This window comes from Streptomyces sp. NBC_01197, assembly GCF_036010505.1.
In the GTDB taxonomy this organism is placed as follows: Bacteria; Actinomycetota; Actinomycetes; order Streptomycetales; family Streptomycetaceae; genus Streptomyces.
Map to the genome: position 1 here is coordinate 5,946,282 of NZ_CP108569.1, position 26,054 is coordinate 5,972,335.

General features: G+C 70.2%; 21 protein-coding genes. 10 read left to right on the top strand and 11 right to left on the bottom strand.

What is annotated here, in order from left to right:
- Positions 1 to 97: 97 nt before the first annotated feature.
- The 7 genes from OG452_RS27330 to OG452_RS27360 all read right to left on the bottom strand — a co-directional run bounded on the left by OG452_RS27330 (position 98) and on the right by OG452_RS27360 (position 9,227).
- Entirely contained in the window at positions 98 to 814 is a 717-nt protein-coding gene (locus tag OG452_RS27330; protein WP_327298220.1) for an ABC transporter ATP-binding protein, read from the bottom strand.
- Complete coding sequence (locus OG452_RS27335) at positions 811 to 1,731, bottom strand: ABC transporter ATP-binding protein (protein ID WP_327298221.1); 921 nt, start codon at positions 1,729 to 1,731, stop codon at positions 811 to 813. Before OG452_RS27335 ends, OG452_RS27330 begins: the two co-directional genes overlap by 4 nt.
- Before the next feature lie 8 nt (positions 1,732 to 1,739).
- Positions 1,740 to 3,590 carry a branched-chain amino acid ABC transporter permease gene (locus OG452_RS27340; protein ID WP_327298222.1) on the bottom strand — a complete coding sequence of 617 codons (1,851 nt, stop codon included), beginning with the start codon at positions 3,588 to 3,590 and terminating at the stop codon, positions 1,740 to 1,742.
- 5 nt (positions 3,591 to 3,595) lie between these two features.
- Positions 3,596 to 4,528: a branched-chain amino acid ABC transporter permease gene (locus OG452_RS27345; protein WP_266858047.1), complete on the bottom strand. Its 933-nt coding sequence runs from the start codon at positions 4,526 to 4,528 to the stop codon at positions 3,596 to 3,598.
- Positions 4,529 to 4,630: 102 nt separating this feature from the next.
- A complete protein-coding gene (locus OG452_RS27350; RefSeq protein WP_327298223.1) occupies positions 4,631 to 5,857 on the bottom strand; it encodes a branched-chain amino acid ABC transporter substrate-binding protein in 1,227 nt (408 codons plus the stop codon).
- Positions 5,858 to 6,380: 523 nt separating this feature from the next.
- Complete coding sequence (locus tag OG452_RS27355) at positions 6,381 to 6,854, bottom strand: PaaI family thioesterase (protein WP_327298224.1); 474 nt, start codon at positions 6,852 to 6,854, stop codon at positions 6,381 to 6,383.
- Positions 6,855 to 6,947: 93 nt separating this feature from the next.
- On the bottom strand, positions 6,948 to 9,227 hold the full coding sequence (locus OG452_RS27360) for an FdhF/YdeP family oxidoreductase (RefSeq protein ID WP_327298225.1): 2,280 nt from the start codon (positions 9,225 to 9,227) through the stop codon (positions 6,948 to 6,950).
- 123 nt (positions 9,228 to 9,350) lie between these two features.
- Here OG452_RS27360 and polA point away from each other — a divergent pair, with 123 nt between their 5' ends.
- From polA to OG452_RS27380, 4 genes are all read left to right on the top strand, one after another.
- Entirely contained in the window at positions 9,351 to 12,062 is a 2,712-nt protein-coding gene (gene polA, locus OG452_RS27365; RefSeq protein ID WP_327298226.1) for a DNA polymerase I, read from the top strand.
- Positions 12,063 to 12,262: 200 nt separating this feature from the next.
- Positions 12,263 to 13,504: a lytic murein transglycosylase gene (locus OG452_RS27370; protein WP_442810099.1), complete on the top strand. Its 1,242-nt coding sequence runs from the start codon at positions 12,263 to 12,265 to the stop codon at positions 13,502 to 13,504.
- Between the two features lie 297 nt (positions 13,505 to 13,801).
- The gene (locus OG452_RS27375; RefSeq protein ID WP_327298227.1) at positions 13,802 to 13,942 is read left to right on the top strand and encodes an SPW_0924 family protein; all 141 of its coding nucleotides are present in this window, start codon (positions 13,802 to 13,804) and stop codon (positions 13,940 to 13,942) included.
- A 62-nt stretch (positions 13,943 to 14,004) separates the two neighbouring features.
- Positions 14,005 to 15,003: a DUF3068 domain-containing protein gene (locus OG452_RS27380; protein ID WP_327298228.1), complete on the top strand. Its 999-nt coding sequence runs from the start codon at positions 14,005 to 14,007 to the stop codon at positions 15,001 to 15,003.
- Between the two features lie 24 nt (positions 15,004 to 15,027).
- Here OG452_RS27380 and hrpB read toward each other — a convergent pair whose 3' ends face one another.
- On the bottom strand, positions 15,028 to 17,598 hold the full coding sequence (gene hrpB, locus OG452_RS27385; protein WP_327298229.1) for an ATP-dependent helicase HrpB: 2,571 nt from the start codon (positions 17,596 to 17,598) through the stop codon (positions 15,028 to 15,030).
- Positions 17,599 to 17,602: 4 nt separating this feature from the next.
- Entirely contained in the window at positions 17,603 to 18,442 is an 840-nt protein-coding gene (locus OG452_RS27390; RefSeq protein ID WP_327298230.1) for a class I SAM-dependent methyltransferase, read from the bottom strand.
- Between the two features lie 422 nt (positions 18,443 to 18,864).
- Between OG452_RS27390 and rpsA the strand changes: the two genes are divergently transcribed.
- The 5 genes from rpsA (at position 18,865) to OG452_RS27415 (ending at position 23,402) form a co-directional block, all read left to right on the top strand.
- Positions 18,865 to 20,379 carry a 30S ribosomal protein S1 gene (rpsA, locus tag OG452_RS27395; protein ID WP_164267217.1) on the top strand — a complete coding sequence of 505 codons (1,515 nt, stop codon included), beginning with the start codon at positions 18,865 to 18,867 and terminating at the stop codon, positions 20,377 to 20,379.
- Between the two features lie 205 nt (positions 20,380 to 20,584).
- Complete coding sequence (locus tag OG452_RS27400; RefSeq protein ID WP_327298231.1) at positions 20,585 to 21,523, top strand: PAC2 family protein; 939 nt, start codon at positions 20,585 to 20,587, stop codon at positions 21,521 to 21,523.
- A 58-nt stretch (positions 21,524 to 21,581) separates the two neighbouring features.
- Positions 21,582 to 22,181: a dephospho-CoA kinase gene (gene coaE, locus OG452_RS27405; RefSeq protein ID WP_327298232.1), complete on the top strand. Its 600-nt coding sequence runs from the start codon at positions 21,582 to 21,584 to the stop codon at positions 22,179 to 22,181.
- Between the two features lie 92 nt (positions 22,182 to 22,273).
- Complete coding sequence (locus OG452_RS27410; RefSeq protein WP_164267220.1) at positions 22,274 to 22,642, top strand: tetratricopeptide repeat protein; 369 nt, start codon at positions 22,274 to 22,276, stop codon at positions 22,640 to 22,642.
- 58 nt (positions 22,643 to 22,700) lie between these two features.
- Positions 22,701 to 23,402 carry a class I SAM-dependent methyltransferase gene (locus tag OG452_RS27415; RefSeq protein WP_327298233.1) on the top strand — a complete coding sequence of 234 codons (702 nt, stop codon included), beginning with the start codon at positions 22,701 to 22,703 and terminating at the stop codon, positions 23,400 to 23,402.
- A 61-nt stretch (positions 23,403 to 23,463) separates the two neighbouring features.
- On the opposite strand, the gene OG452_RS27420 is transcribed toward OG452_RS27415, so the two are convergent.
- Positions 23,464 to 23,799 carry a hypothetical protein gene (locus tag OG452_RS27420; protein ID WP_327298234.1) on the bottom strand — a complete coding sequence of 112 codons (336 nt, stop codon included), beginning with the start codon at positions 23,797 to 23,799 and terminating at the stop codon, positions 23,464 to 23,466.
- 158 nt (positions 23,800 to 23,957) lie between these two features.
- Positions 23,958 to 24,356, bottom strand: a complete 399-nt coding sequence (locus OG452_RS27425) for a RidA family protein (protein ID WP_327298235.1) — start codon at positions 24,354 to 24,356, stop codon at positions 23,958 to 23,960.
- Positions 24,357 to 24,590: 234 nt separating this feature from the next.
- Between OG452_RS27425 and OG452_RS27430 the strand changes: the two genes are divergently transcribed.
- Positions 24,591 to 26,033, top strand: a complete 1,443-nt coding sequence (locus tag OG452_RS27430; protein ID WP_327298236.1) for a carboxylesterase/lipase family protein — start codon at positions 24,591 to 24,593, stop codon at positions 26,031 to 26,033.
- Positions 26,034 to 26,054: the final 21 nt, after the last annotated feature.

Sequence of the window (26,054 nt, forward strand, 5' to 3'; positions counted from 1 at the left end):
GCGCGGCTCCAGGTCCGCAGTACGAAGGCGACAGCCGGACGGCCCGCCCCGGGAGATTCGGGGTGGGCCGTCCGGCTGTGTGCTGCGGGGACCGTGTTCAGTCCTCGCCGAGGTACGCCTTGCGGACCGACTCGTCGTGCAGCAGGTCGTGGCCGGTACCGGAGAGCGAGATCTTGCCGATCTCCATGACGTACCCGTGGTCGGCCAGGGAGAGCGCCGCCTGCGCGTTCTGTTCGACGAGCAGGATCGTCATGCCCTGGGACTTGAGCTCGACGATGGTCTCCATGATCTTCTGCATCATGATCGGCGAGAGGCCCATGGAGGGCTCGTCGAGCATCAGCAGCTTGGGCTGCGACATCAGCGCCCGGCCCATGGCGAGCATCTGCTGTTCACCGCCGGACAGGGTGCCCGCTGCCTGCTTTCGTCGTTCGCCCAGGATCGGGAAGAGGTCGTAGGCGCGCTGGATGTCCTTCTCGATGCCTTCTTTGTCGTCCCGGAGGAAAGCTCCGAGCTGGAGGTTCTCGAAGATCGACAGGCGCGGGAAGATGTGCCGGCCCTCGGGGGAGTGGGCCAGGCCGAGGGCGACGACCTTGTGGGCGGGGATGCCCGCGAGCGGTTTCCCGTCGAAGGCGATCGTGCCGCCGGCCGGTTTGATCAGTCCGGAGAGGGTGCGGAGGGTGGTGGTCTTGCCGGCGCCGTTGGTGCCGATCAGGGTGACGACCTGGCCGGCTTCGACGGTGAAGGAGATGCCCTTGACGGCCTCGATCTTGCCGTAGGCGACCCTGAGGTCCTGGACCTCCAGGAGAGCGGTCACTGGGTGTCTCCTTCGGTACCGGTGGCGCTGGTGGTACTGGTGGTGCTGGTGTGCCCTGCCGCGCTCTGGGCCTCGGCCGCTTCGACCTCGGCCACCTCCTCGTCGCCCGGCGCGCCCTCGAAGGGCGTTCCGAGGTAGGCCGCGATGACGCGTTCGTCGCCCTGGACCACCTCCGATGTGCCTTCGACGAGTTTCTCGCCCTGGACGAGGACGGCGACGCGGTCGCAGAGGTTGAAGATGAACCGCATGTCGTGCTCGATGACGAGTACGGCGATGCCCTGGTCCCGGATGGCGAAGACGAGCTCTTCGGTGGCGCGGGTCTCCTGCGGGTTCATCCCGGCGGTGGGCTCGTCCAGCAGCAGCAGGCCGGGTTCGCTGGCAAGGGCGCGGGCGATTTCGAGCTTGCGCTGCTCCCCGTACGGGAGGTTGCGCGCGAGGTGGCTCGCTTTGTGGGCGAGGCCGATGAACTCCAGGAGTTCGGTGGCCCGTTCGCGGGACTTGGCCTCGGCCCGGTGGAAGCCGGGGCCGCGCAGGATGGCGGACCAGAGGCCCTCCTTGGTCCGGGTGTGGCGTCCGACGAGGACGTTCTCCAGGACCGTCATATTGGCGAAGAGCCGGATGTTCTGGAAGGTACGGGCGATGCCTGCCTTGGTGACGAGGTGCGGTTTGGGCGGCAGGACGGTGCCCTTGTAGCTGACCTTGCCCTCGGTGGGCACGTAGAGGCCGGTGAGGCAGTTGAAGAAGGTGGTTTTGCCGGCGCCGTTGGGGCCGATGAGGCCGACGATCTCTCCGGCGTTGACGGTGAGGTCGACATCGCGGACGGCGGTGAGGCCGCCGAAGCGCATGATGACGCCTTCGGCCCGGAGCACGGGGGCGCCGGTGGATTCCGGAGCCGGTGCGGTCGTTTGCGTGGTCATGTCGTTCCTCACGCCCCTGCCTTGCCTGCGGGGACGGTTTCGTCGCCGGTTGTGCGTTGTTCCGGCAGGTCGGGTGCGCTGTCCTCATGGAATTCGAGCTGGCGCCGCCGGTTGGCGATGACGCCCTCGGGGCGGAAGCGCATCAGCAGGACGAGTGCGATGCCGAAGGCGAGCAGTTCGTACTGCTTGAGGAAGCCGAGCTTCTCCGGGATGAGGTAGAGGAAGGTGGCACCGAGGATCGGGCCGCCGACCGTGCCCATACCGCCGAGCACCACCGCGGCGAGCAGGAAGGCCGAGTTGGGCGGGGCTGCTCCGGCGAACTGGTACGGGGCGGGGGTGACGCTGTAGGTCACGTGCGCGCTGACCGTACCGGCGAGGCCCGCGAGGGTGGCGCCGAGTGCGAAGGCGATGAGCTTGACCCGGAAGCCGTTGATGCCCATGGCGGTGGCTGCCGTCTCGTCCTCGCGGATGGCGATCCAGGAGCGCCCGATTCGGGAGTCGGCGGCGCGGTTGAAGACCAGGACGACGAGCCCGGTGATGATCAGCATGAGCAGGAAGTAGTTGGCGAACCGGCCGAGGGTGAAGCCCGCGATGTCGTGGGATACGCCGAGGTTGAACCCGAAGAGTTCCAGGTCCGGGATGGAAGGGATGCCGTTGGGGCCATTGGTGATGTCGGGTCCCGACGAGCCGTCCAGGCTGTTCACGGCGATGCGGAAGATCTCTCCGAAGCCCAGGGTGACGATCGCGAGGTAGTCGCCGCGCAGTCGCAGGGTGGGTGCGCCGATGAGGACGCCGAAGATCAGGGAGGCTGCCATTCCGGTCAGGGCGGCTGCCCAGAACGGGAACTGGACGCCGGAGAAGGTGGAGAACTCCGAGCCGGAGACCAGGGCCGCGGCGTAGGCGCCGACGCCGAGGAAGGCGACGTATCCGAGGTCGAGGAGTCCGGTGAGGCCGACGACGATGTTGAGGCCGAGGGCGACGGTTCCGAAGATGAGGATGTTCACGCCGAGGTTGGCGTTGTGGTCCTGGCTCTGGGTGAACGGGAAGATCGCCGCGGCGAGGAACGCCATGGAGGTGGCGAATCCTTTGTGCCGGGCGTTGAGTTCGGAGAAGCGGTCGGTGAGTCCGGCGCCGAAGAGTGCCCAGGCGTTGAAGACGACGAGCAGTACGAACGAGACGAATACTTCCGGCTGTTCGTCGGGGACGCCGATGCCGTACGTGAAGACGATCAGGCCGAGCACGGTGGCGGCGGTGATGACCACCCGCTGCCCCCAGGCGGGGAGAGCTTTGGCTGCCGGGATCGGGTCGGCCTTGGCGAAGTAGGACTTCGCTGTGGCGCCGGGCCGGGGCAGTGCGAGCGTGCCGATGAGGGCGACCGCGGCGCCCACGGCGGCGATCCAGCCGCCGGGGTCGAGGTTGACGAGCCCGCCGAGTTCGAAGCCGATGGCGAGGACGACGTACCAGACGACGGCGAACGCGGCGAGCGCCGCGAGGAAGACCGGGGCGGTCGCGCCGCTGGGGTTGAGCCAGCGCAGTCCGCGTACGCGGGCGTGGCTGAGGACGAAGAGGAGGGTGACGACCCCGCCGATGACCGCGAGGAGCTGGAGTCCTGAGGGGTTTCCTGAGTAGGTCAGGTCGTCGGCGAAGCCGGGCTCCCAGGTCCAGGAGAGGAAGGCGCTCACGATGGTGATGACGGCGCCGGCGATGGTGAGTGCGCGGGCGGCGACCAGGGGGAGCGGGATCAGCGACGGGGTCCCGGCGGGCTGTGCGGACTGGTTCGTGTCGACAGCGGTCTTGGCGGGGGTGGTGGCGGTGCCCCCGTCGGCCGGGTTGGGCTCGTTGTGCTCGTTGGTGTCCATGTCCGTCACGCCCTGTCCGCGACGCGTTCGCCCAGTAGACCTTGTGGTCGTAGGAGCAGTACGAGAATCAGCAGGACGAAGGCCCAGACCGCGGACCACGCCTGGCCGCCGAGCTGGTGCATACCGGGGACCTGGTCGATGTACGCGGTGGCCATGACTTCGGCGACACCGAGGACGAGACCGCCGAGCATGGCGCCGTAGATGTTGCCGATGCCGCCGAGAACGGCCGCGGTGAAGGCCTTGAGGCCGGCCTGGAAGCCCATGCTGTAGTCGACGTTGCCGATCTTGAAGCCGTACGCGATGCCGGCGACGGCGGCGAAGAGGCCCCCGATGGCGAACGCGATGACGATGATGCGGTTGGTGTCGATGCCCATGAGCTGGGCGGTGTCGGGGTCCTGGGCGGTGGCCTGCATGGCGCGGCCGGTGCGGGAGGTCCGGGTGAAGACGGCGAGCGCGGCCATGCAGAGGGGGGCCGCGATGATCAGGAAGAGGTCGCCGCTCTGGATGTCGATGGAGCCCAGGTGGTACGGGCCGCCGGGCAGTGGCGGGAAGACACGGGCGTTCTCTGCGCCGGGGTACCAGTTGAAGACCGCCTGCTGCAGTGCGAGGGAGAGGCCGATCGCGGTGATGAGCGGTGCGAGCCGTGGTGCGCCGCGCAGGGGCCGGTAGGCGAAGCGTTCGGCTCCGACGGCGACGAGTACGGCGACGATGGCGCCGCCCACCAGCATGGCCGGCAGGGCTATCCACATCGAAGTGCCGTCGGGCAGTACGTACATGTAGACCGTCAGCGCGCCGAAGCCGCCGGTCATGAATATCTCGCCGTGGGCGAAGTTGATGAGCTGGACGATGCCGTACACCATCGTGTATCCGATGGCGATCAGCCCGTACATCGAGCCGAGGAACAGCCCGTTGGCCAGCTGTTGCGGCAGGGAGTTCACCGCATGGCCTCCATGTGGGTGGGAAGGAGCGAGGGGAGACTGCGGGCCGCGCGGTGACTCGTGGTCGTGGCCGCGCGGCCCTGTGCACTGCGGTGTTCCTGGTCAGCCGGCCGGCGTGTAGACGCCGCTCTTGACTGCCTTCCAGGCGCCGTTCTTGACCTGGTAGACGGTGAGCTGCTTGTTGGTGGTGTCGCCGTACTGGTCGAAGGAGACGTGGCCTGCGATGCCGTCGAAGTCGGTCTTCTGGACGGCGTCCACGATCTGCTGGCGGGCGTCGGACGGGACCTTGCCGTCCTTCACCACGGAGCCCACTGCCTTGATGATGGCGGTGGCGGCGTCGTAGGAATATCCGCCGTAAGTCCCGTAGTCACCGGTGTACTTGGCGGCCTTGTACTTCGCGATGAAGTCCTTGGCGGCGGGGAGGGACTCGACGGGGACGCCGACGGAGGTGGCGAGGTCGCCCTCGGCCGCCTTGCCCGCGGTCTTGATGTAGGTGGGTGAGAACATGCCGTCGCCGCCCATGAGCGGGATGTGGGCGCCGGCGTCCTTGAGCTGCTTGGTGATGATCTGGGACTCGTCGTACTGGCCGCCGTAGTAGAGGATGTCGGCGCCGGAGTTCTTGATCTTGGTGACGAGGGTGGAGAAGTCCTTGTCCCCGGTGTTGACGTGGTCCTGGCCGGCCAGCTTGCCGCCCGCCTTCAGGAAGTTGGCCTTGAAGAGCTTGGCGAGACCGGCGCCGTAGGTCTGCTTGTCGTCGACGACGAAGACCTTCTTCTTCTTGAGCGTCTGCCCGGCGTACTGCGCGGCGAAGCCGCCCTGGAGGGCGTCCGTGGTCGCGGTGCGGAAGTACGTCTTGTACGGGCGGCTCTTCGAGGTCTGCCAGTTCTTGCCCTGGGTGAGCTCGGGGGCGGTGTTCGCCGGCGAGATCTCGACCAGGTTGGCGGTGGCGAAGACCTGCTGCATGGTCTGCGCGACACCGGAGTTGAGCGGTCCGACGACGCCCAGGACCTTGTTGTCCGCGACGAGCGCGGAGGCGTTCTGCTGGCCGGTCGGCGGCAGGGCCTTGTCGTCGAGCGCCTTGATGACGAACTTCACGCCGGGCACGGTGTTGTTCTTGTTCGCGTCATCGATGGCGACCCTGACGCCGCCCTGGATGCCGAGGCCGGTGGCGGAGTTCGCTCCGGTGAGCGGTGCGTCGACGCCGATGACGACCTCGGTCTTGCCGCCGCTGCCCTTGCTGTCCTTGTTGTCGCGCGATCCACAAGCGGTGAGTGTCAGTGCGCCTGTGGTCAGCACGGTGGTGAGTATGAGCAACGAACGCTGTCGCACGATGAATCCTCTCCCTGGCGCCGCCGCCTCTGCTGAGGCGCCGTAGGTCTCGCCGGGCCGTACTGGACTGGTGCTGGGCCGTGCTGCAGACGCGCCCGGCGGCGCGGTGACTGGGCGTGACTCTAAGCGCAGGTGACGGAAGTGCGGACCGTTGAAGGTCAGGATGTGACTGTCTTGTTATGCCCGGAGAGGCGAAGGGCAGGCGCACTGCGGACAGTTGGGAGAAATGCGGTCACCATGTATTTGCCCGGGATGTGAGAACGTGCAGTTCCGCTAAGGGGCTTGAGGCAATCTTGGTGCTGTCCGCGGGTGCGCGGTGCGGGTGTCGCAAATCCGCCGCCGGGCGGGCCGGCGGCGGGATGCGGGGGCGCTGCGGAATCTGTCATTCATCGAGTTCTTGCTACGCAGCGTTACGTTAAAGGGCGACGAACGGTGTTCTGAGTGACGGGCCCGGCCGTCGGGGGATGTCCGCGGGGGCGCCTCGTCGCCCGGAGGGCGCCGGTCGGCCCAGAGGGTGGGTCGGTCAGCCAGTGGGGCCGGCGGGGGTCGCGTCGCGCAGCAGGCAGGTGAGCCGGGCGGTGCAGACCCGCTTGTCCTGTTCGTCGGTGATCACGATCTCGTACGTCGCGGTGGAGCGGCCGCGGTGGACCGGGGTGGCCACACCGGTGACCAGCCCGCTGCGGACGCCCCGGTGGTGGGTGCAGTTGAGGTCGACGCCGACAGCGAGCTTGGAGGGGCCGCCGTGCAGCATCGAGCCGACGGAGCCGAGGGTCTCGGCGAGTACGGCGGACGCGCCGCCGTGCAGCAGGCCGTACGGCTGGGTGTTGCCCTCGACCGGCATGGTGCCGACGACGCGGTCGGCGGCGGCCTCGGTGATCCGTACGCCCATCCGCTCGCCGAGATGTCCGGCGGAGAACAGTGCGGGCAGGTCGACGCCGAGCACGGCGTACTCGTCGATGACCTCTTGAGGGAACTTCACGGTGGTCTGCTCGCCCATGGTGGTCCGGCTCCGATCGTCGTGGCGGCTGCTGCGCCGGCTGCCGGCAGCGGACCGCTGGCGGGTCCGCTGCCCGGTGACTTAAGCAAACGCTTAGGCCGTGCCGGATTGTTCCAGACGGACCACTACGGACTTGCTCACGGGGGTGTTGCTGACGTCGGCGGTCGCGTCGAGCGGGACCAGCACGTTCGTCTCCGGGTAGTACGCGGCGGCACAGCCGCGGGCGGTCGGGTAGTGCACCACCCGGAAGCCGGGGGCGCGCCGCTCGACGCCGTCCTTCCACTCACTGACCAGATCGGTGTACGAGCCATCGGCGAGGCCGAGCTCACGGGCGTCGTCCGGGTTGACCAGGACGACGCGGCGGCCGCCCGTGATGCCGCGGTAGCGGTCGTCGAGGCCGTAGATCGTGGTGTTGTACTGGTCGTGCGAGCGCATGGTCTGCAGGAGCAGCCGCCCCTCGGGGAGCTCGGGGTACTCGACGGGCGCGGCGGTGAAGTTCGCCTTGCCGGTGGCTGTGGGGAAGCGGCGCTCGTCACGCGGGGCGTGCGGGAGGGCGAAGCCGCCAGGCACGGCGACGCGGGTGTTGAAGTCCTCGAAGCCCGGCACGACGCGCGAGATCCGGTCCCGGATCGTGGCGTAGTCCTTCTCGAACTCCTCCCAGCCGATCGCGGATTCGGCGCCGAGGACCGCGCGCGCCATCCGGGCGACGATGGCCGGCTCGGAGAGGAGTCGCGGGCCGGCGGGGGTGAGGTTGCCCCGGGAGGCATGGACGAGCCCCATGGAGTCCTCGACGGTGACGAACTGCTTTCCGCTCGCCTGGACGTCCTTGTCCGTGCGCCCCAGAGTGGGGAGGATCAGGGCGCGGGTGCCCGTGACGGTGTGCGAGCGGTTCAGTTTTGTCGACACGTGCACGGTGAGGGAGGCGCGGCGCATGGCTGCCTCGGTGACGTCGGTGTCGGGTGTCGCGCCCACGAAGTTCCCGCCCATGGCGAAGAAGACTTTGGCCTGGCCGTCGCGCAGCGCCTCGATGGCGCGGACGACGTCGAAGCCGTGGTGGCGGGGCGAGGCGATCCCGAATTCCTTGTCCAGGGCGTCGAGGAATGCCGGGTCGGGCCGCTCGAAGATGCCCATGGTGCGGTCGCCCTGGACGTTGGAGTGCCCGCGGACGGGACAGACGCCGGCGCCGGGGCGGCCGATGTTCCCGCGCAGCAGCAGGAAGTTGACGACTTCGCGGATGGTCGGCACGGAGTGCTTATGCTGGGTCAGGCCCATGGCCCAGCAGACGATGGTCCGCTTGGAGTCGAGGACCATCGCGAGAGCCTGCTCGATGTCCGTGCGGGAGAGGCCGGTGGCGGTGAGCGTCGAGTCCCAGTCGGCGGCGCGCGCGGCGGCCGCGAACTCCTCGTATCCATGGGTGTGTTCGCGTACGAACAGCTCGTCGGTCGCGCCCTCGGTCTCGATGATCAGTTTGTTCAGGAGGCGGAAGAGTGCCTGGTCGCCGCCGATGCGGATCTGCAGGAAGAGGTCGGTGAGGGCCGCTCCCCTGATCATGCCCTGCGGGGTCTGCGGGTTCTTGAAGCGCTCCAGGCCCGCCTCGGGCAGCGGGTTCACGGAGATGATCTTCGCGCCCGCGGCCTTGGCCTTCTCCAGTGCGGAGAGCATGCGCGGATGGTTGGTGCCCGGGTTCTGCCCGGCGACGATGATCAGGTCCGCCTGGTGCATGTCGTCGAGGGAGACGCTGCCCTTGCCGATGCCGATGGTCTCCGAGAGCGCGGAACCGGACGACTCGTGGCACATGTTGGAGCAGTCGGGCAGGTTGTTCGTGCCGTAGGCGCGGGCGAAGAGCTGGAGCAGGAACGCGGCTTCGTTGCTGGTGCGGCCCGAGGTGTAGAAGAGCGCCTCGTCGGGGGAGTCCAGCGCCCGCAGCTCCTCGGCGATGATCTCGAAGGCTCGCTCCCAGCTGACCGGCTCGTACCGGTCGCCGCCCTCGGGCAGGAGCATCGGCTCGGTGATCCGGCCCTGCTGCCCCAGCCAGTAGCCGCTGCGCGAGGCGAGATCGGTCACGGAGTGCGCGGCGAAGAACGCGGGCGTGACCCGGCGCAGCGTCGCCTCCTCGGCGACGGCCTTGGCGCCGTTCTCGCAGAATTCCGCGGTGTGCCGCTTGGCGCCCTCCGGCCAGGCGCAGCCGGGGCAGTCGAAGCCGCCCTTCTGATTGACCTTGAGCAGGGTCCTCGCGGTCCGCACCACGCCCATCTGCTGCTGTGCGATCTGCAGGGTGTGGCCGATGGCGGGCAGACCGGCTGCGGCATGATGCGGGGCCGTGACCTGCGGCGCGTCCTGGACCGGGTCACCTGTGGGCGGCTTGGCAGCCATGGCGCTCCCCTTCGAGCGGGCGGATCGACGTACAGCCCCGATCCTGTCACGTGCCACTGACAGCGGTTCCGGTGAGGTGTCCGGAGGTCTGGATTGTCAGTGCTCCGTGGCAGGATCGGACCCGTGGCAAAGACAGCATCGAAGCAGACCGCAGACACCCGCCCCCGCCTGCTCCTCATGGACGGGCACTCTCTGGCGTACCGGGCGTTCTTCGCGCTGCCCGCGGAGAACTTCACGACCGCGAGCGGTCAGACGACGAATGCCATCTACGGCTTCGCGTCGATGCTGGCGAACACGCTGCGTGATGAGGCGCCCACCCACTTCGCGGTGGCTTTCGACGTCTCCCGCAAGACCTGGCGCGCGGACGAGTTCCCGGAGTACAAGGCGAACCGCTCCAAGACCCCCGACGAGTTCAAGGGCCAGGTGGAGCTGATCGGCGAGGTGCTGGACACCATGCGGGTGGACCGCTTCGCGATCGAGGGCTTCGAGGCGGACGACGTCATCGCGACGCTCGCCACCCAGGCCGAGGCGGCGGGCTTCGAGGTACTGATCGTCACCGGTGACCGGGACTCGTTCCAGCTGATCACCGACCACGTCACCGTGCTGTACCCGACCAAGGGCGTCTCCGAGCTCACCCGATTCACGCCGGAGAAGGTCGAGGAGAAGTACGGGCTGACCCCGCAGCAGTACCCGGACTTCGCGGCGCTGCGCGGCGACCCATCGGACAACCTTCCGGGCATCCCCGGTGTCGGCGAGAAGACGGCCGCGAAGTGGATCAACCAGTTCGGTTCGTTCGCCGAGCTGGTGGAGCGCGCCGACGAGGTCAAGGGCAAGGCCGGGCAGAATTTCCGCGACCACCTGGAATCGGTGCGGCGCAACCGCCGGCTCACCGAGATGGTCCGCGATGTCGAGCTGCCGAAGGGCCCGGCGGACCTGGAGCGCGCCGCGTACGACCGGGAGGCGTTCGCGCACATGCTGGATGTGCTGGAGATCCGGAATCCGAGCCTGCGCGAGCGGCTGCTCGCGGTGGACCCGGGTGCGGCGGACGAAGCGGACCGGGCCCCGGCCGCCGGAGTGGAGCTGGACGGCTCCGTGCTGGCCTCCGGGGAGCTGGCGCCCTGGCTGGCCGAGCACGGCGGGCAGCCGCTGGGCATGGCCACCGTGGAGAGCTGGGCGCTTGGCACCGGTAACGTCCGTGAGATCGCGCTCGCCGCGGCGGGCGGGCCCGCCGCCTGGTTCGACACCACTCAGCTGGACGAGTCGGACGAGCAGGCCTTCGCCGCCTGGATCGCGGACCCGCAAAGGCCCAAGGTCATGCACAACGCGAAGAACGCGATGCGGGTCTTCCCCGAGCACGGGTGGAGCGTCGAGGGCGTCGCGATGGACACCGCGCTCGCGGCCTATCTGGTGAAGCCCGGCCGGCGCTCCTTCGCGCTGGAGCCACTGGCCGTGGAGTACCTGGGCCGAGAGCTCGCCCCGGCGGCCTCCGCGGACGGCCAGCTCGCCTTCGGTACGGATGAGCAGGCCGAGGCCGAGTCCCTGATGACCCAGGCGCGCGCGGTGCTCGACCTCGGCGACGCGTTCGGCGAGCGGCTCAAGGAGGTCGGCGCCGCCGGACTGCTGCACGATGTGGAGCTGCCGACGTCGATCCTGCTGGCCCGGCTGGAACGGCACGGCATCGCCGCCGACCGCGCCCATCTGGAGGGGATGGAGCAGCAGTTCGCCGGCGCGGTGCAGCAGGCCGTGAAGGAGGCGCACGCGGCGGTCGGGCACGAGTTCAACCTCGGCTCGCCCAAGCAGCTCCAGGAGGTCTTCTTCACCGAGCTCGGTCTGCCCAAGACGAAGAAGACCAAGACCGGGTACACGACGGACGCGGACGCGCTGGCCTGGCTCGCCGCGCAGACCGAGCACGACCTGCCGGTGATCATGCTGCGCCACCGGGAGCAGGCCAGGCTGCGGGTGACCGTCGAGGGCCTGATCAAGATGGTGGCCGCGGACGGCCGGATCCACACCACCTTCAACCAGACGGTGGCGGCGACGGGCAGGCTGTCGTCCACCGACCCCAACCTGCAGAACATCCCGGTGCGTACGGACGAGGGCCGGGCCATCCGCCGCGGCTTCGTCGTCGGCGAGGGGTACGAATCGCTGATGACCGCCGACTACAGCCAGATCGAACTGCGGGTGATGGCGCATCTGTCGGAAGATGCCGGGCTGATCGAGGCGTTCACCTCGGGCGAGGACCTGCACACCACGGTCGCCTCACAGGTGTTCGGGGTGGAGAAGTCGGCCGTCGACCCGGAGATGCGGCGCAAGATCAAGGCGATGTCGTACGGACTCGCCTACGGGCTCTCGGCGTTCGGTCTCTCCCAGCAGCTGAACATCGAGGCCGGCGAGGCGCGCGGGCTGATGGACACCTTCTTCGAGCGGTTCGGCGGGGTGCGGGACTATCTGCAGCGCGTCGTCGAGGAGGCCCGCGCCACCGGGTACACGCAGACGATGCTGGGCCGCCGCCGCTACCTGCCCGACCTCAACAGCGACAACCGCCAGCGCCGTGAGATGGCCGAGCGGATGGCGCTCAACGCCCCCATCCAGGGCACCGCGGCGGACATCGTCAAGGTCGCGATGCTGAAGGTGGACCGGGCACTGACCGAGGCCGGGCTGGCCTCGCGGATGCTGCTCCAGGTGCACGACGAAATCGTGCTGGAGATCGCATCCGGCGAGCGCAAGCAGGTGGAGCAGATCCTCCGCAGGGAGATGGCGGCCGCGGCACAACTGCGGGCCCCGCTCGATGTATCGGTGGGTGTCGGCGCGGACTGGGAGTCCGCCGCACACTGACGCCGGCCTGGCCAGGACAGGCCCCGCTTGGGGCGAGGGCTCCGGCCTGCGCACTGCCTCAGGCAGACACCGGGCGGCCCAGGGCTGAAGAAACGGTGAAAGGCGGTCGGCATCCGGTGCCGCGGAGGCGGTGGTTGTCGTAATGTCACCGGAGTCCCGCCCTGGGGAGCGGGATCAGTCGACGCGGAGGGACCACACCTATGGCACCGCATTTCAGCAGCCGGTTGCGCAAGGGGGCGACAGCGACCACGGTGGCCGCGCTTGCGGTGGCGGCGATGACCGCTTCGCAGGCGCCGGACGCCATGGGCAGCCAGTCCCCGGACAACAGCAGCCAGGCCGCTGACGCGACGCCACCGTCCGGTACCCCGGTGAGCGGCGACTCCCCGTACTTCACCGACCTTCCCCCGCTGAACACCCCCGCCAAGCCGGCAACTCCCGTCACCACACCGGCCGGGACGGCCGCAGCCGGTATTCCGGCCTCGGTGCTCGCCGCCTACCGGAAGGCGGAGCAGACCGTCGCGGGCACCGACCCCGGCTGCCATCTGCCGTGGGAACTGCTCGCGGCGATCGGCAAGGTCGAGTCGGGCCAGGCGCGCGGCGGCCGGGTGGACGCCACGGGCACCACGCTCAGCCCGATCCTCGGCCCCGTACTCAACGGCGCGGGCTTCGCCAACATCTCCGACACCGACAACGGGCGATACGACGGTGACGCGACGCACGATCGGGCGGTCGGCCCGATGCAGTTCATCCCGTCCACCTGGGCCACCTGGGGACAGGACGGGAACGGCGACGGCAAGAAGGACCCCAACAACGTCTTCGACGCGTCACTCGCCACCGGCCGCTACCTCTGCGCCGACGGCCGCGACGTCGCCGTGCAGCACGATCTCGACCAGGCGATCCTGGGCTACAACCACTCGCAGGAGTATCTGAGTACGGTCCTGTCCTGGTTCGAGTTCTACAAGAAGGGCACCCACGACGTCCCGGACGGCACGGGCGTGCTGCCCACCGGCACCGGACCCGATGGCCAGGGACACGGCGGAGGCGATAGCGGCAACGCGCCCGGTGCCGGGACCAGTCCGTCCCGGCACACCCCGGCCCCCTCGCCGTCCCGGTCGTCCAGGCCCAGCCCCAAGCCGACGAAGACCGACATCGGAACGATCTCCCCTGTGCCGGGCCCCAGCAGGAGCGGCAAGCCCTCGCCCTCGCCGAGCCCTTCGGGCAGCCCGAGCGGTTCGCCGTCGCCCTCGCCTAGCGGCTCCGGCTGCCCCACCCCCTCGCCGTCACCGTCGGACAGCGCGAGCCCCGGCCCTTCGCCGTCCCCTTCGGGCTCGGCCCGCCCGTCACCCTCGCCCACCCCGTCCCCGTCCGGCAGCGCGAGCGGTTCGCCCTCTCCCTCACCGTCGCCGAGCGGGAGCAGCCCGTCCCCCTGCGCCACCGGCTGACCGGACGGCGCCCACCCTCCACCGGCCGGCACGAGCGACCCGGCCCGGCGGTACGTACAGCCGACTGCGGCCAATAAGGCCAAGGCCAATGCGGCTACTGCAGCCAGTACGGACGCCCACGGCCGACCGGGCCACTGAGCCCGGCCGCACACCCGGAAGCGGTGTGCGGCCGGGCTCTGTCGTGCCCGCCCCCGGCCGGCCCGGGCAACAGGTCCGCACAACGTGTTCTCATCTCGCCGCCGCGTTGCTACGGTGCCCCATCCCTGACGAAGCATCAGATCTCGTAGGAGGCCGTGCATGCGCGCCCTCGTCGCCGCCGCCATCGGGCTGGCCGTGGCCTTCGCCCTCGTCCTCACCATCTCGGCGGTCGGTTCGCCCGCCGGCAAGACCTCGCCCAAACCGCTGCTCACCACCGTCCCAGGACCCAAGAGCCAGTAGGCCCCCAGAGCCAGTGGGCGCCCGAGAACCAGCAGGCCCCAAGACCCAGTAGGAGGACGGCCATGCGCCGTAAAGCCAGTCTGGTGCTGCTAGCCTTCGCGGTCTTCTGCGCCGCCATATCCCCGCTGCTGCGCTGGTACGCCTTCCCCCGGCTGGCGAAGATCCCGGCCAACCAGTACCAGGAGGAAGTCCTGCAGGCGAAGCCCGCGACCCTCCTCGACTACGGCACCATGCAGGCCAAGAAGGTCTCACAGGTGACCATCGTGCAGACGCTCCGGGGCAACGTCGCGGAATCCGACCGCATCGAGCAGAGCGCCGGGCGTGACGTCGTCGTCTGGGACTCGCTGTCCTATGTCGCCGGACCCGACGGCAAGATGGTCTCCGAGATCCCCGAGCGGTACATCTTCGACGCGCACACCCAGGCACCGGTGCACGCGACCGGCGAGATGGTCGACGGCATCCCCGTCAACCGGGAGGGCATCGAGTTCAAATGGCCCTTCCTCACCCAGAAGCGCGACTACGAGTACTTCGACGCGCAGACGCGCACCTCGTCCCCGATCCACTACCGGGGCACGGTGAAGTTCCACGGCCTCGACGTCTACTACTTCGAGCAGACCATCCCCTGGACCAAGGTGTCGATGCCCAAGAAGATGCCGGTCAAGGGCATCACCCCGGAGTCCGTCGCGAAGACCGGCACCACCCGCTGGTACTCCACCAAGCGGATGTTCTGGGTCGACCCCGTCACCGGAGCCCCCGTCAACGGCGAGGAGATCCACAAGGAGGAGCTGCGCGGCGGCACCCTGCTGGGCGGCCGGGCGAAGGTCACCGCGTTCGCCGGAGACGTGAAAATGCGGCCCGACTACGTCAACTACACAGTCAACCTGGTCAAGTCGAACCGGCTGCTCGTGCTGCTGCTCACCTCGTATCTGCCCTGGGGCTTCCTGGGCCTCGGTATCTGCCTGCTCGCGCTGGCGCTCTGGCTGGAGGCACGCAGCCGCCGGCCGGGGGAGCCCGACCGGCCGGACGCGCGGCTGCCCGACCCGGAACCGGTCATCGCCTGATCCAGCAGCAGGACAAGAAGGGCCCTACCCCCTGTTCTGGCGTGCCTTCGTATACCGGGTCGGGGCCGCGTCCGACGGGTCCTCCGGCCATGGGTGCCGGGGGTAGCGCCCGCGCAGTTCCGCCCGTACCGACCGGTACCCCTCCCGCCAGAACGACGCCAGATCGGCCGTCACCGCGGCGGGGCGCCCGGCCGGGGAGAGCAGATGCACCAGGACCGGCACACCCGCCACGGCCGGCGTCTCGGCGAGGCCGAACATCTCCTGGAGCTTCACCGCGAGCACCGGTTGCGCCCCGCCGTAGTCCAGCCGGATCCGGGACCCGCTCGGCACCTCGTACCGCTCGGGCGCCAGCTCGTCCAGCCGCGCCGCCTCACCGGTCGCCCAGGGCAGCAGCCTGCCGAGCGCCTGCCCGGCCTCGGTCCGCTCCAGGTCGCTCCGCCGCCGCGCCCTGGACAGCTCGGGCTCCAGCCACTCGTCGGCCCGCGTCAGCAGGGACTCGTCCGATACGTCGGGCCAGCCGCCGCCCACCTCACGGTGCAGAAAGGCGAGCCGCTGCCGCAACTCCCGTGCGTGCGGGGTCCAGCGCAGCAGCCCGAGCCCCTCGCGCCGCAGCCCGTCAAGGAGTGCCTCCCGTACGAGTGCGGGCGGCGGGCTCTTCAGCGGCCGTACCGCCAGCTCGACCGCGCCCAGCCGCTCCACGCGCCTGGCCAGCACGTCACCGTCCCCCCAGCGGACCTCGTCGGCGGTGCCGAGCAGATGGCCCGCCGCCAGCCGTGCGGTGTCCTCGTCGACGACGGCGGCCAGCCGTACCCGCGCCGACGCGGCGGTGGCCGGACGGTCGGCCACCGCGACCGCGAGCCACGGCGCGCTGCGCAGCCGCGACCCGGCCGCCGTCTCAGCCCCGGTCCCCGACACCATCAGGAACGCGCCTTCGCCCCTGGCCCGAGCCACCCGCTCGGGGAAGGCAAGGGCGGCCACCAGACCCGCCACCGCGTCGTCGCTGTCATGACCGCTGTCGCCGTCATGCCCGCCGCCACCGGCCCCGGCCCGCGCGCCCCGTCCCGTCCGTGCGCCGTCCACCCCCGAAGCCAGCCTGCGGACCTCCTGGCGCCAGCGGCCCGCATAACCGTCGCCGCCCGCGCGAGCGGTACGCCAGGCAGCGGTGAGATCGTCCCCGTACTCCCGGGGCGGCTCCTCGCTGAGCAGCGCCACCACCTCCGCCGCCCGGCGTGCGCCGACCTCGCGTGCGCCGTCGAGGAGCGCCCGCGCGAGCCGGGGGTGCAGCCCGAGCCGTGCCATCCGTACGCCCCGGCCGGTGGCCCGGCCGTCCGGGTCCACCGCGCCGATCGCGGCGAGCACTTCGCGCGCCGCGCCCATCGCGCCGATGGGCGGCGGGTCGAGCAGGGCGAGGCCCCCGGCCGACGGATCGCCCCAGCACGCCGCCTGGAGGGCGAAAGCGGCCAGATCGGCGACCTTGATCTCGGGGGAGGGAAAGCGGGTGAGCCGGGTGTCCTCGGCCTCCGTCCAGCAGCGGTAGACAGTGCCTGGCGCCTCCCGGCCCGCGCGTCCCGCACGCTGCCGCGACGCGGCCTGCGAGACCCGTACGGTCGTGAGCGCGCTCAGTCCGCGCGCGTGGTCGGTGCGCGGCTCGCGCGCCAGCCCGGCGTCCACCACCACCCGTACCCCCGGCACGGTCAGCGACGACTCGGCCACCGAAGTCGCGAGCACCACCCGGCGGCCGGCCGATCCCGCGAGCACGGCGTCCTGCACGGCGGCGGGCGCCCGCCCGTGCACCTGGAGCACCTCCACGTCCAGGCCCGCCAACTGCCCGGCCAACTGCCCGGCCACCCTGGTGATTTCACCGACCCCCGGCAGGAAGCAGAGCACATCGCCGGTCCGCTCGGCCAGCGCTCTCCGTACGACCGAGGCGACATGCGTGAGCAGGGCGGGATCCACCCGCATTCCGTGCGGCGGCCGCACCGGCCGGGCGGGCGGCGCCCACACCGTCTCCACCGGGTGCGAGACGCCGTGCGCCTCCACCACCGGGGCGTCCCCGAGCAGCCGCGCCCACCCCTGGGCGTCGGTCGTCGCGGACGCCGCCAGCAGACGCAGCTCAGGGCGGAGCGCGGCCCGCACATCGAGGAGGAAGGCGGCGACGGTGTCCGCGTCGAGGTGGCGTTCATGGCATTCGTCGAGCATGACCACATCCACCCCGGCCAGCTCCTGGTCGCGCTGGAGCCGCTGGAGCAGCACACCGGTGGTGACGACCTCCACCACCGTGTCCGGCCCCACGGTCCGCTCGCCGCGCACCGTGAACCCGACCCGGCCGCCGGCCTCTTCGCCGAGCAGCCACGCCATCCGCCGCGCGGCGGCCCGGGCGGCGATCCGGCGCGGCTCGGCGACGATCACCTTCCGCGCCGGGCGGCTCCCGGCCACGCCCCCGACGAGACCCGCCAGCACCAGCGGCACCAGCGTGGTCTTGCCGGTGCCGGGCGGCGCGCAGAGTACGGCGGCGCCGTGCGCGTCGAGAGCCCGCTCAAGGGCGGGCACGGCGGTACGGACGGGAAGCACGTCGAGCGCGCCGGTACGGATCACCCGGTCAGTCTCGTACGTCGTCCCGTACGCAGACGAAAATCGCCGAGCCGGGAATCAGCTTCCCGCGCAGCGGGGACCAGCCGCCCCACTCCGACGTATTCCACTCCGGCCACTGCGGCTCGACCAGGTCGACCAGCCGGAACCCGCCCGCCAGCACGTCCCGCACCCGGTCCCCGAGGGTTCGGTGGTGCTCGACGTACACCGCGTTCCCCCGCTCGTCCTGCTCGACGTACGGGGTGCGGTCGAAGTAGGAGGACGTGGCCGTGAGGCCCTCGGGCCCCGGTTCGTCGGGGAAGGCCCAGCGGATCGGGTGGGTGACGGAGAAGATCCAGCGCCCGCCGGGCCGAAGCACCCGGTGCACCTCGCGGAACAGCTTCACCGGGTCCGCGACGAAGGGCACGGCGCCGTACGCGGAACAGGCCAGATCGAAGGAACCGTCGCGGAACGGCAGGACCGTCGCGTCGGCCGCCACCAGCGGGACCGAGGCCACGCCCGGCCGGTTCTCGCCGATCCGCAGCGCGTGCTGGAGCTGGCGGTGGGAGACGTCGAGGGCCACCGGGTGGGCGCCCTGGGCGGCCAGCCAGCGCGAGCACTGGGCGGCCCCGGCGCCGATCTCCAGGACGTCCAGCCCCTTCAGCCCCTCGGCCGGGCCCAGCAGCTCGGCCTCCACCTCGTCGAGGCCCTCGGGTCCCCAGACGAAGCGGTCGTCGCCCAGGAAGGAGCCGTGCTCGGTCTGGTACTCGTCGGCGTTCCGGTCCCACCAGCCCCGGTTGGCCCGGCTGCTCTCGGTGTCCCCGGCGTCACGGCGTGTCGCCTCGGGCTCGTTCTCGTACTCTTCGCTCATCGTGCCAGTCTGTATCGTCGGGTCCGGCGGCAGTCGTCGCGGTCGCGGTCGCGGTGGTCGTCCGGATGCACCGGAGAAATCGGCGCCGGGACAGCGCCGGGGCCGATGTGGCCTCGTACAACTGAAGTTGTGCCGGGATTGGTGCGATCCGCCCTGGGTGTGCGTCTTCGCGCATTGACCGTGTCCGGCCGTCCCCGTATGCTACAAGTTGCGCTGCGAGCCTGCGCTCCTCAGACCTAGCAGGCTGCGCTTGCATCTGTTGTATGTCCCCTCGGTTATCGAGGCGCCACCGATGTGTTCGGCAACGAGCACGGAATACCGGATCGGCGCTTCCTGGGCTGTCCGGCGTCTGCAGAGGCGATACGGGCTCCCGGCGTAGCAGTACCTACGACTTCAATGTCCGTACCGGAGCCCTTTCCCACATGACGAGCAGCACCGAGACCACCGCCACCACGCCGCAGGTTGCGGTCAACGACATCGGCGACGCGGACGCGTTCCTCGCGGCGATCGACGAGACGATCAAGTACTTCAACGATGGGGACATCGTTGACGGCGTCATCGTCAAGGTTGACCGGGACGAGGTTCTCCTCGACATCGGTTACAAGACCGAAGGCGTCATCCCGAGCCGCGAGCTCTCGATCAAGCACGACGTCGACCCGAACGAGGTCGTCAAGGTCGGCGACGAGATCGAGGCCCTGGTTCTCCAGAAGGAGGACAAGGAAGGCCGCCTGATCCTCTCGAAGAAGCGCGCTCAGTACGAGCGTGCCTGGGGCACCATCGAGAAGATCAAGGAAGAAGACGGGATCGTCACCGGCACCGTCATCGAGGTCGTCAAGGGTGGTCTCATCCTCGACATCGGCCTCCGTGGCTTCCTGCCGGCCTCCCTGGTCGAGATGCGTCGTGTCCGCGACCTCCAGCCCTACGTGGGCAAGGAGCTCGAGGCCAAGATCATCGAGCTGGACAAGAACCGCAACAACGTGGTCCTGTCCCGCCGTGCCTGGCTCGAGCAGACCCAGTCCGAGGTGCGTCAGACGTTCCTCACGACCCTGCAGAAGGGCCAGGTCCGCTCCGGCGTCGTCTCCTCGATCGTCAACTTCGGTGCCTTCGTGGACCTGGGTGGCGTCGACGGTCTCGTGCACGTCTCCGAGCTCTCCTGGAAGCACATCGACCACCCCTCCGAGGTTGTCGAGGTCGGCCAGGAAGTCACCGTCGAGGTTCTCGACGTGGACATGGACCGCGAGCGTGTCTCCCTGTCGCTCAAGGCGACGCAGGAAGACCCGTGGCAGCAGTTCGCCCGTACGCACCAGATCGGTCAGGTCGTCCCGGGCAAGGTCACGAAGCTCGTTCCGTTCGGTGCGTTCGTGCGCGTCGACGAGGGCATCGAGGGCCTGGTCCACATCTCCGAGCTGGCCGAGCGCCACGTGGAGATCCCGGAGCAGGTCGTCCAGGTCAACGACGAGATCTTCGTCAAGGTCATCGACATCGACCTTGAGCGCCGCCGCATCAGCCTCTCGCTGAAGCAGGCCAACGAGTCCTTCGGCTCGGACCCGGCCTCGGTCGAGTTCGACCCGACGCTGTACGGCATGGCCGCGTCGTACGACGACCAGGGGAACTACATCTACCCCGAGGGCTTCGACCCCGAGACCAACGACTGGCTCGAGGGCTTCGACACCCAGCGCGAGGCCTGGGAAGGCCAGTACGCCGAGGCGCAGGCGCGCTTCGAGCAGCACCAGGCCCAGGTCATCAAGTCCCGCGAGGCCGACGAGGCCGCTGCTGCCGAGGGTGCTGCCGCTCCGGCCGCGGCCAGCGGTGGCAACGCCGGTGCGGGTGCATCGGGCGGTTCGTACTCCTCGGAGTCGGACGACAACTCCGGCGCCCTGGCGTCGGACGAGGCCCTGGCCGCCCTGCGCGAGAAGCTGGCCGGTGGCCAGAGCTGACGCTCAGGTCCCAGCTGGTGAATAGCTGAAGTCGAGGCCCGCTCCCTCCGGGGGGCGGGCCTCACTCATGTCCCGGGCACGGTTGCCCGGTCGGCTCCGTGCGGACGCCCGTCACTCCGGTGGCTGCCTGTGAAGGCGTGGCTGCGGGGAATGCGCGGACCGTACGGGGCGTTCTCCCCGGTGAACACGAGGAGGAGCGGTAATCGTGCTGGATCCGCAAGATTTGTACGCATGGGAGCCGAAGGGCCTGGCAGTCGTCGATGTGGCGCTCGCGCAGGAGTCGGCCGGACTGGTCATGCTCTACCACTTCGACGGATACATCGACGCGGGTGAGGCCGGCGACCAGATCGTCGAGGGTCTGCTGGACACGCTTCCCCACCAACTGGTCGCCAGTTTCGACCACGACCGGCTCGTGGACTACCGCGCACGCCGCCCCCTGCTGACCTTCAAGCGCGACCAGTGGACGGACTACGAGACCCCGACGCTCGATGTGCGCCTGGTCCAGGACGCGACGGGCGCGCCCTTCCTGCTGCTCTCGGGCCCCGAGCCCGACGTCGAGTGGGAGCGGTTCGCGGCCGCGGTCGAGCAGATCGTCGACCGGCTCGGCGTTCGTATCTCGGTGAACTTCCACGGCATCCCGATGGGTGTCCCGCATACCCGCCCGGTCGGGATCACCCCGCACGGCAACCGCACGGACCTGATGCCCGGACACAAGTCGCCGTTCGACGAGGCGCAGGTGCCCGGCAGCGCGGAGTCGCTGGTGGAGTTCCGGCTCGCGCAGTCGGGGCACGACGTGCTCGGCGTCGCCGCCCATGTGCCGCACTACGTCGCGCGGTCCTCGTACCCGGATGCGGCGCTGACCGCCCTTGAGGCCGTCACCGCGGCGACCGGTCTCGTACTGCCGAGCGTCGCGCACGCCCTGCGCACCGAGGCGCAGCGCACCCAGGACGAGATCGAGCGCCAGATCGGTGAGGGCGACGAGGAACTGACCGCTCTGGTCCAGGGACTTGAGCACCAGTACGACGCGCTGGCTGGATCGGAGACCCGGGGCAATCTGGTCGCCGAGTCGGTCGAGCTGCCGTCGGCGGACGAGATCGGCCGCGAATTCGAACGCTTTCTCGCGGAGCGGGAGGGCGACGTCTGAGGCGGTGTTCCGAGGCCCCGGCGGAAGGCCACGGCGTACAGGGCCTAGGCTCCTGGCCATGCTGAAAGTGGGATTGACCGGTGGAATCGGCGCGGGCAAGAGCGAAGTGGCCCGGCTGCTTGTCAGTTACGGGGCGGTACTGATCGACGCCGACCGGATCGCCCGTGAGGTGGTCGAACCGGGAACTCCCGGTCTGGCAGCCGTGGTCGAGGCGTTCGGTGAGTCCGTTCTCGCCGGGGACGGCAGCCTGGACCGTCCCCTGCTCGGCTCGATCGTCTTCGCCGATCCGGACCGCCTGGCAACGCTGAACTCGATCGTCCACCCGCTCGTCGGAGCCCGTTCGGCCGAGCTGGAGGGCTTGGCGCAGGCGGATTCGGTCGTCATCCACGACGTACCGCTGCTGGCCGAGAACGGTCTCGCTCCGCTCTACGACCTGGTGGTCGTGGTGGACGCGGCGCCGGAGACGCAGCTGGACCGGCTGGTACGGCTGCGCGGAATGCAGGAGTCCGAGGCCCGCGCCCGGATGGCCGCCCAGGCCACCAGGGAGCAGCGCCGCGCGATCGCCGACATCCTGATCGACAACGACGGCCCGCTGGCCGCCCTGGAGCCGCAGGTGCGCTCGGTGTGGGCGCAGCTGACGGAGCGGGCCGGGGGCTGACCGCCGCGGTCCCACGAGACCGGCGGCGGCAGCGTTCAGGGCGGCCACCTTTGATAAAGCAGCCAGCCACGAGGGAGAAAGGCCAGCAACCGATGTCACACAGCAACCCCGAGACCCACGTCATCGACTACCGCGCGGCCGAACAGTTGCTGGACGCCCGTGATCCGCGCGGTGCGGTGAAGCTGCTGGACGAGGTCATCGCGGCTCATCCGGAGAACACCGCGGCGCGCCTGCTGCGCGCCAGGGCCTTCTTCGCCGCCGCGCAACTCCGCCCGGCCGAGCTGGAGTTCCAGCTGGTCCTGGAGCGGGAGCCGGACAACGCCTTCGCGCACTTCGCCCTGGCCCGCACCTTCGAGCGGGCCGGCCGCCCCGAACAGGCCAGGCGTCACTTCAGGCTGGCCGCCGCGCTCGACCCGCAGCCCGAGTATCTGCGGGCCGCGCGGTTCGACTCCGAGGACTGAACCGGGAGTTCCGGAAAGCGGCGGGAACGACGGCCGGGGCACGTTCGTTCTGTACGGCATGAGCGTCAGGATGCGCGAGGGGTACGAAGGCACGGGGCCGGGAGCGAGAACGCCCGACGGGTGCTCCGTCGAGTTGTACAAGCGGCTGCCGGTCGGAGACGAACCGGATGTCGTCGCGGCAGCGGTCCCGGCCGGAGCGAGCGTGCTCGAACTGGGCAGCGGTGCGGGCCGGGTCACCCGTCCGCTGGCCGAACGGGGCTTCACGGTCACCGCGGTGGACGAGTCACCCGGAATGCTGGAACAGATCGAGGGCGTCGACGGCGTCCGCACGGTCTGCAGCCCGATCGAGAAGCTGGACACCGGCGAGACCTACGACGTGGTGATGCTGGCGTCCTTCCTGGTTCACGCGGGGGACCCGCGGGTACGTCAGGGGCTGCTGCGGACCTGCCGTCGCCATGTGAAGGACGACGGCTGTGTGCTGGTGCAGCGCGAGGGCCTGGACTGGCACGCGGACGTACCGAGGGAGCGGCGCAACAGCGCGGGCGGGATCGTGCGCATCACGTCCGCGACCCCGGTCGGGGACGGCGTGGACGCGATGGTCTGCGAGTACGTCTACCCCGACGCGACCTGGACGCAGACCTTCCTGTCGCGTCCGCTGAGCCGCGCGGAGTTCGAGCGGCACCTGCGGGAGGCCGGGCTCGTTGTGAACAGATACCTGACGGACGACGGCACCTGGGTCCGGGCACTGCCCGCCCGGTGAGCGCCCGGTGCCCGGGGGCGGGCGGCCGCCGGTGAACGCGCTGACCCGCGGGGCGCCGCTGTCAGTGGACCAGGGTGTAGCTGCGCCAGGCCACGAGCGGTGGTGTCACCATGTTCGTCATAGTGGTCGCGTTGTACATCGACGGCTTTCCGGTGCAGCCGGCGCCCGGGTAGAGCCACATGTCGATCAGCGTGTTGTTGGCGACGGACGCGGCGCCCCCGCGCGGCAGCGGGTGGCAGCCGGTCACGGACGGGTTCGAGACGGTGACGACCTTCGAATCCGGTGTGGTGTACGAGATCGTGCCGACCGCCGAGCGGCTGAGACCGGAACACCCGGCTACGGCGAACGGCAGGAGCACTGCGCAGGCGATGAAGCCGAGGCGCCGGTGATCGGACATGCGCGGTCCCGTCTGTACGGAGAGTCACTGGTGGGAGCCAGCCTGCCCGCTTCCGGACCCCGCGGCATCCGGTGCTGGGCCGCGCGGGGGACAGCGCCCGGTCCACGAAGGCGGCCGGGGGGCGCTGCCCGGTCGTCGTCGGCGGTCTGGGACGGCGCTCAGTTCACGACGGCGGTCGCGGTGATCTCGACCAGCTGGCCCCGGTACCCGAGGCAGGCGACCCCCAGCAGGGTCGAGGTATGCGGGCCAGTGCTGAGGCCCGAGGCCCGTACGGCTTGCCAGACGCTGGAAAGGGCTTCCGGGGTGTCGCCCACGACATACACGGTGCTGGCGACGACCTGCGAGAGATCGCTCCCGAGCGCCCGCAGCGCCTCGTCCAGATTGGCGATGACCTGTCCGGTCTGCCGCACCGGGTCCCCGGGACCGACCAGCTCTCCCGCCGCGTCGAGCGGTACCGAACCGGCCATGAAGGCGAGCCGCTGCCCGGCTTCGACCACGGCCGCATGAGCGTAGCCGGGTGGTGGGAAGAGCGTCGGGACCGTGGTGTGCCGGGCCATTCGGGCCGCCTTTCACGCGGGATGAGGAGCCGGGGTCCATACGGGAGGACGGCGGCACGGTACCAGGGGGGAGGCGCCCGGCACCCCTCCTTTTCCGGCACCCCTCCTCCGTCCGGTCCTCTGTCCGGCCGGCTCTCGCCGGGCGGGCCGCGCGCCGGTGAACGCATGCTTCCGATCGAGCCGTTGGGACCCGAATTGAAGAGTGGAGATCTGAACCAGATGGAACCGGTGTGCATGACGCGGCAGGGCGCTGTCCGCGGTCGGATGGACGACACAGGGGTGGCGTCCTTCCTCGGAATCCCCTACGCGGCGCCGCCGTTCGGACCGCGCCGGTTCCGCGCGCCGGCGCCGCCCGCGCCGTGGCAGGGCGTACGGGAAGCCGATGCCCACGGTCCCACAGCGCCCAGAGCGCCGTACGCGCCCCCCTTCGACGCGCTCATCCCCGAGGACCTCGGCAAGGACGGCGAGGACTGCCTCAACCTCAGTGTCTGGACGCCCGAGCCGGGCCCCAACGGCGGCCTCCCGGTCATGGTGTGGCTGCACGGAGGGGCCTTCTCGAATGGTTCGGGGTCGGCGTCCGCCTACGACGGCAGGGCGTTCGCCCGCGACGGTGTGGTCTGCGTGACGGTCAACTACCGGCTGGGCACCGACGGTTTCCTGAGCTTGGAGGGCGCCCCCGACAACCGCGGCCTGCTCGACCAGATCGCTGCCCTGGAATGGGTACGCGAGAACATCGCTTCCTTCGGCGGCTCACCCGACCGGGTCACGGTCTTCGGGGAGTCGGCCGGTGCGATGAGCATCGGTGTGCTGCTCGGGGCGGAGCCGGCACGCGGGCTGTTCCGGCGGGCCGTTCTGCAGAGCGGGGGCGCACATCACTTCCTGCGCCCCCGGTCCGCCCGGCTGGTCGCCGCACATCTCGCCGAGCGGCTCGGCGTCGCTCCGACAGCCGAGGAATTCGCCGCCCTGCCGCTCGCGACGCTGCTCCGAGCGCAGGCGGAACTGCGCGCGGAGATCGGGCGCCGTCCCGATCCGGAGCTGTGGGGGGACGCCGCGCTCAACGCCATGCCCTTCGAGCCGGTCGCACCCGGACTCGCCCTGCCGGGCCGGGACTGCGGTGTCGAGCTGCTCGTCGGCAGCAACCGGGAGGAGAACCGCCTCTTCATGGTCCCGACCGGGCGGATGGACACGATCACGGAGGAGCGGCTGCGACTGGCGGCGACGGCGTACGGACTCGACCCGGACAGGGCCCTCGCCGTCTACCGCGCGGGCCGTGAGCAGGCGAGCGCGGGCGAGCTGTTGGACGCGGTGGCGACCGACTGGTTCTACCGGATTCCCGCCCTCCGGCTGGCCGAGGCCGTGCCCGGTTCGCACGTCTACGAATTCGCCTGGCGTTCACCGCAGTTCGACGGGGAACTCGGCGCCTGCCACGCGTCGGAGCTGGGCTTCGTCTTCGACAACCTGCACGATCCCACGTATCTCCCGATGCTCGGGAGCCACCCGCCCCAGGCGCTGGCGGACACGGTGCACGGCGCCTGGGTGGCCTTCGCGGAGAGCGGGGACCCGGGGTGGCCGGCGTACGGACCGGCCGACCGCACCACGATGATCTTCGCCGAGGAGTCCGGCCCAGCCGACGATCCGCGCCCCGTGGAGCGGGCGCTGTGGGAGGGGGTGCGCTGAGCGGGTCCGGTGTCCGTCGAG

Coding starts and splice junctions, on each gene's coding strand:
- OG452_RS27335 (WP_327298221.1), bottom strand. CDS start 1,731: ATGACCACGCAAACGACCGCACCGGCTCCGGAATCCACCGGCGCCCCC.
- OG452_RS27340 (WP_327298222.1), bottom strand. CDS start 3,590: ATGGACACCAACGAGCACAACGAGCCCAACCCGGCCGACGGGGGCACC.
- OG452_RS27355 (WP_327298224.1), bottom strand. CDS start 6,854: ATGGGCGAGCAGACCACCGTGAAGTTCCCTCAAGAGGTCATCGACGAG.
- OG452_RS27360 (WP_327298225.1), bottom strand. CDS start 9,227: ATGGCTGCCAAGCCGCCCACAGGTGACCCGGTCCAGGACGCGCCGCAG.
- OG452_RS27370 (WP_442810099.1), top strand. CDS start 12,263: ATGGCACCGCATTTCAGCAGCCGGTTGCGCAAGGGGGCGACAGCGACC.
- OG452_RS27375 (WP_327298227.1), top strand. CDS start 13,802: ATGCGCGCCCTCGTCGCCGCCGCCATCGGGCTGGCCGTGGCCTTCGCC.
- OG452_RS27380 (WP_327298228.1), top strand. CDS start 14,005: ATGCGCCGTAAAGCCAGTCTGGTGCTGCTAGCCTTCGCGGTCTTCTGC.
- OG452_RS27390 (WP_327298230.1), bottom strand. CDS start 18,442: ATGAGCGAAGAGTACGAGAACGAGCCCGAGGCGACACGCCGTGACGCC.
- rpsA (WP_164267217.1), top strand. CDS start 18,865: ATGACGAGCAGCACCGAGACCACCGCCACCACGCCGCAGGTTGCGGTC.
- coaE (WP_327298232.1), top strand. CDS start 21,582: ATGCTGAAAGTGGGATTGACCGGTGGAATCGGCGCGGGCAAGAGCGAA.
- OG452_RS27410 (WP_164267220.1), top strand. CDS start 22,274: ATGTCACACAGCAACCCCGAGACCCACGTCATCGACTACCGCGCGGCC.
- OG452_RS27415 (WP_327298233.1), top strand. CDS start 22,701: ATGAGCGTCAGGATGCGCGAGGGGTACGAAGGCACGGGGCCGGGAGCG.
- OG452_RS27420 (WP_327298234.1), bottom strand. CDS start 23,799: ATGTCCGATCACCGGCGCCTCGGCTTCATCGCCTGCGCAGTGCTCCTG.
- OG452_RS27425 (WP_327298235.1), bottom strand. CDS start 24,356: ATGGCCCGGCACACCACGGTCCCGACGCTCTTCCCACCACCCGGCTAC.
- OG452_RS27430 (WP_327298236.1), top strand. CDS start 24,591: ATGACGCGGCAGGGCGCTGTCCGCGGTCGGATGGACGACACAGGGGTG.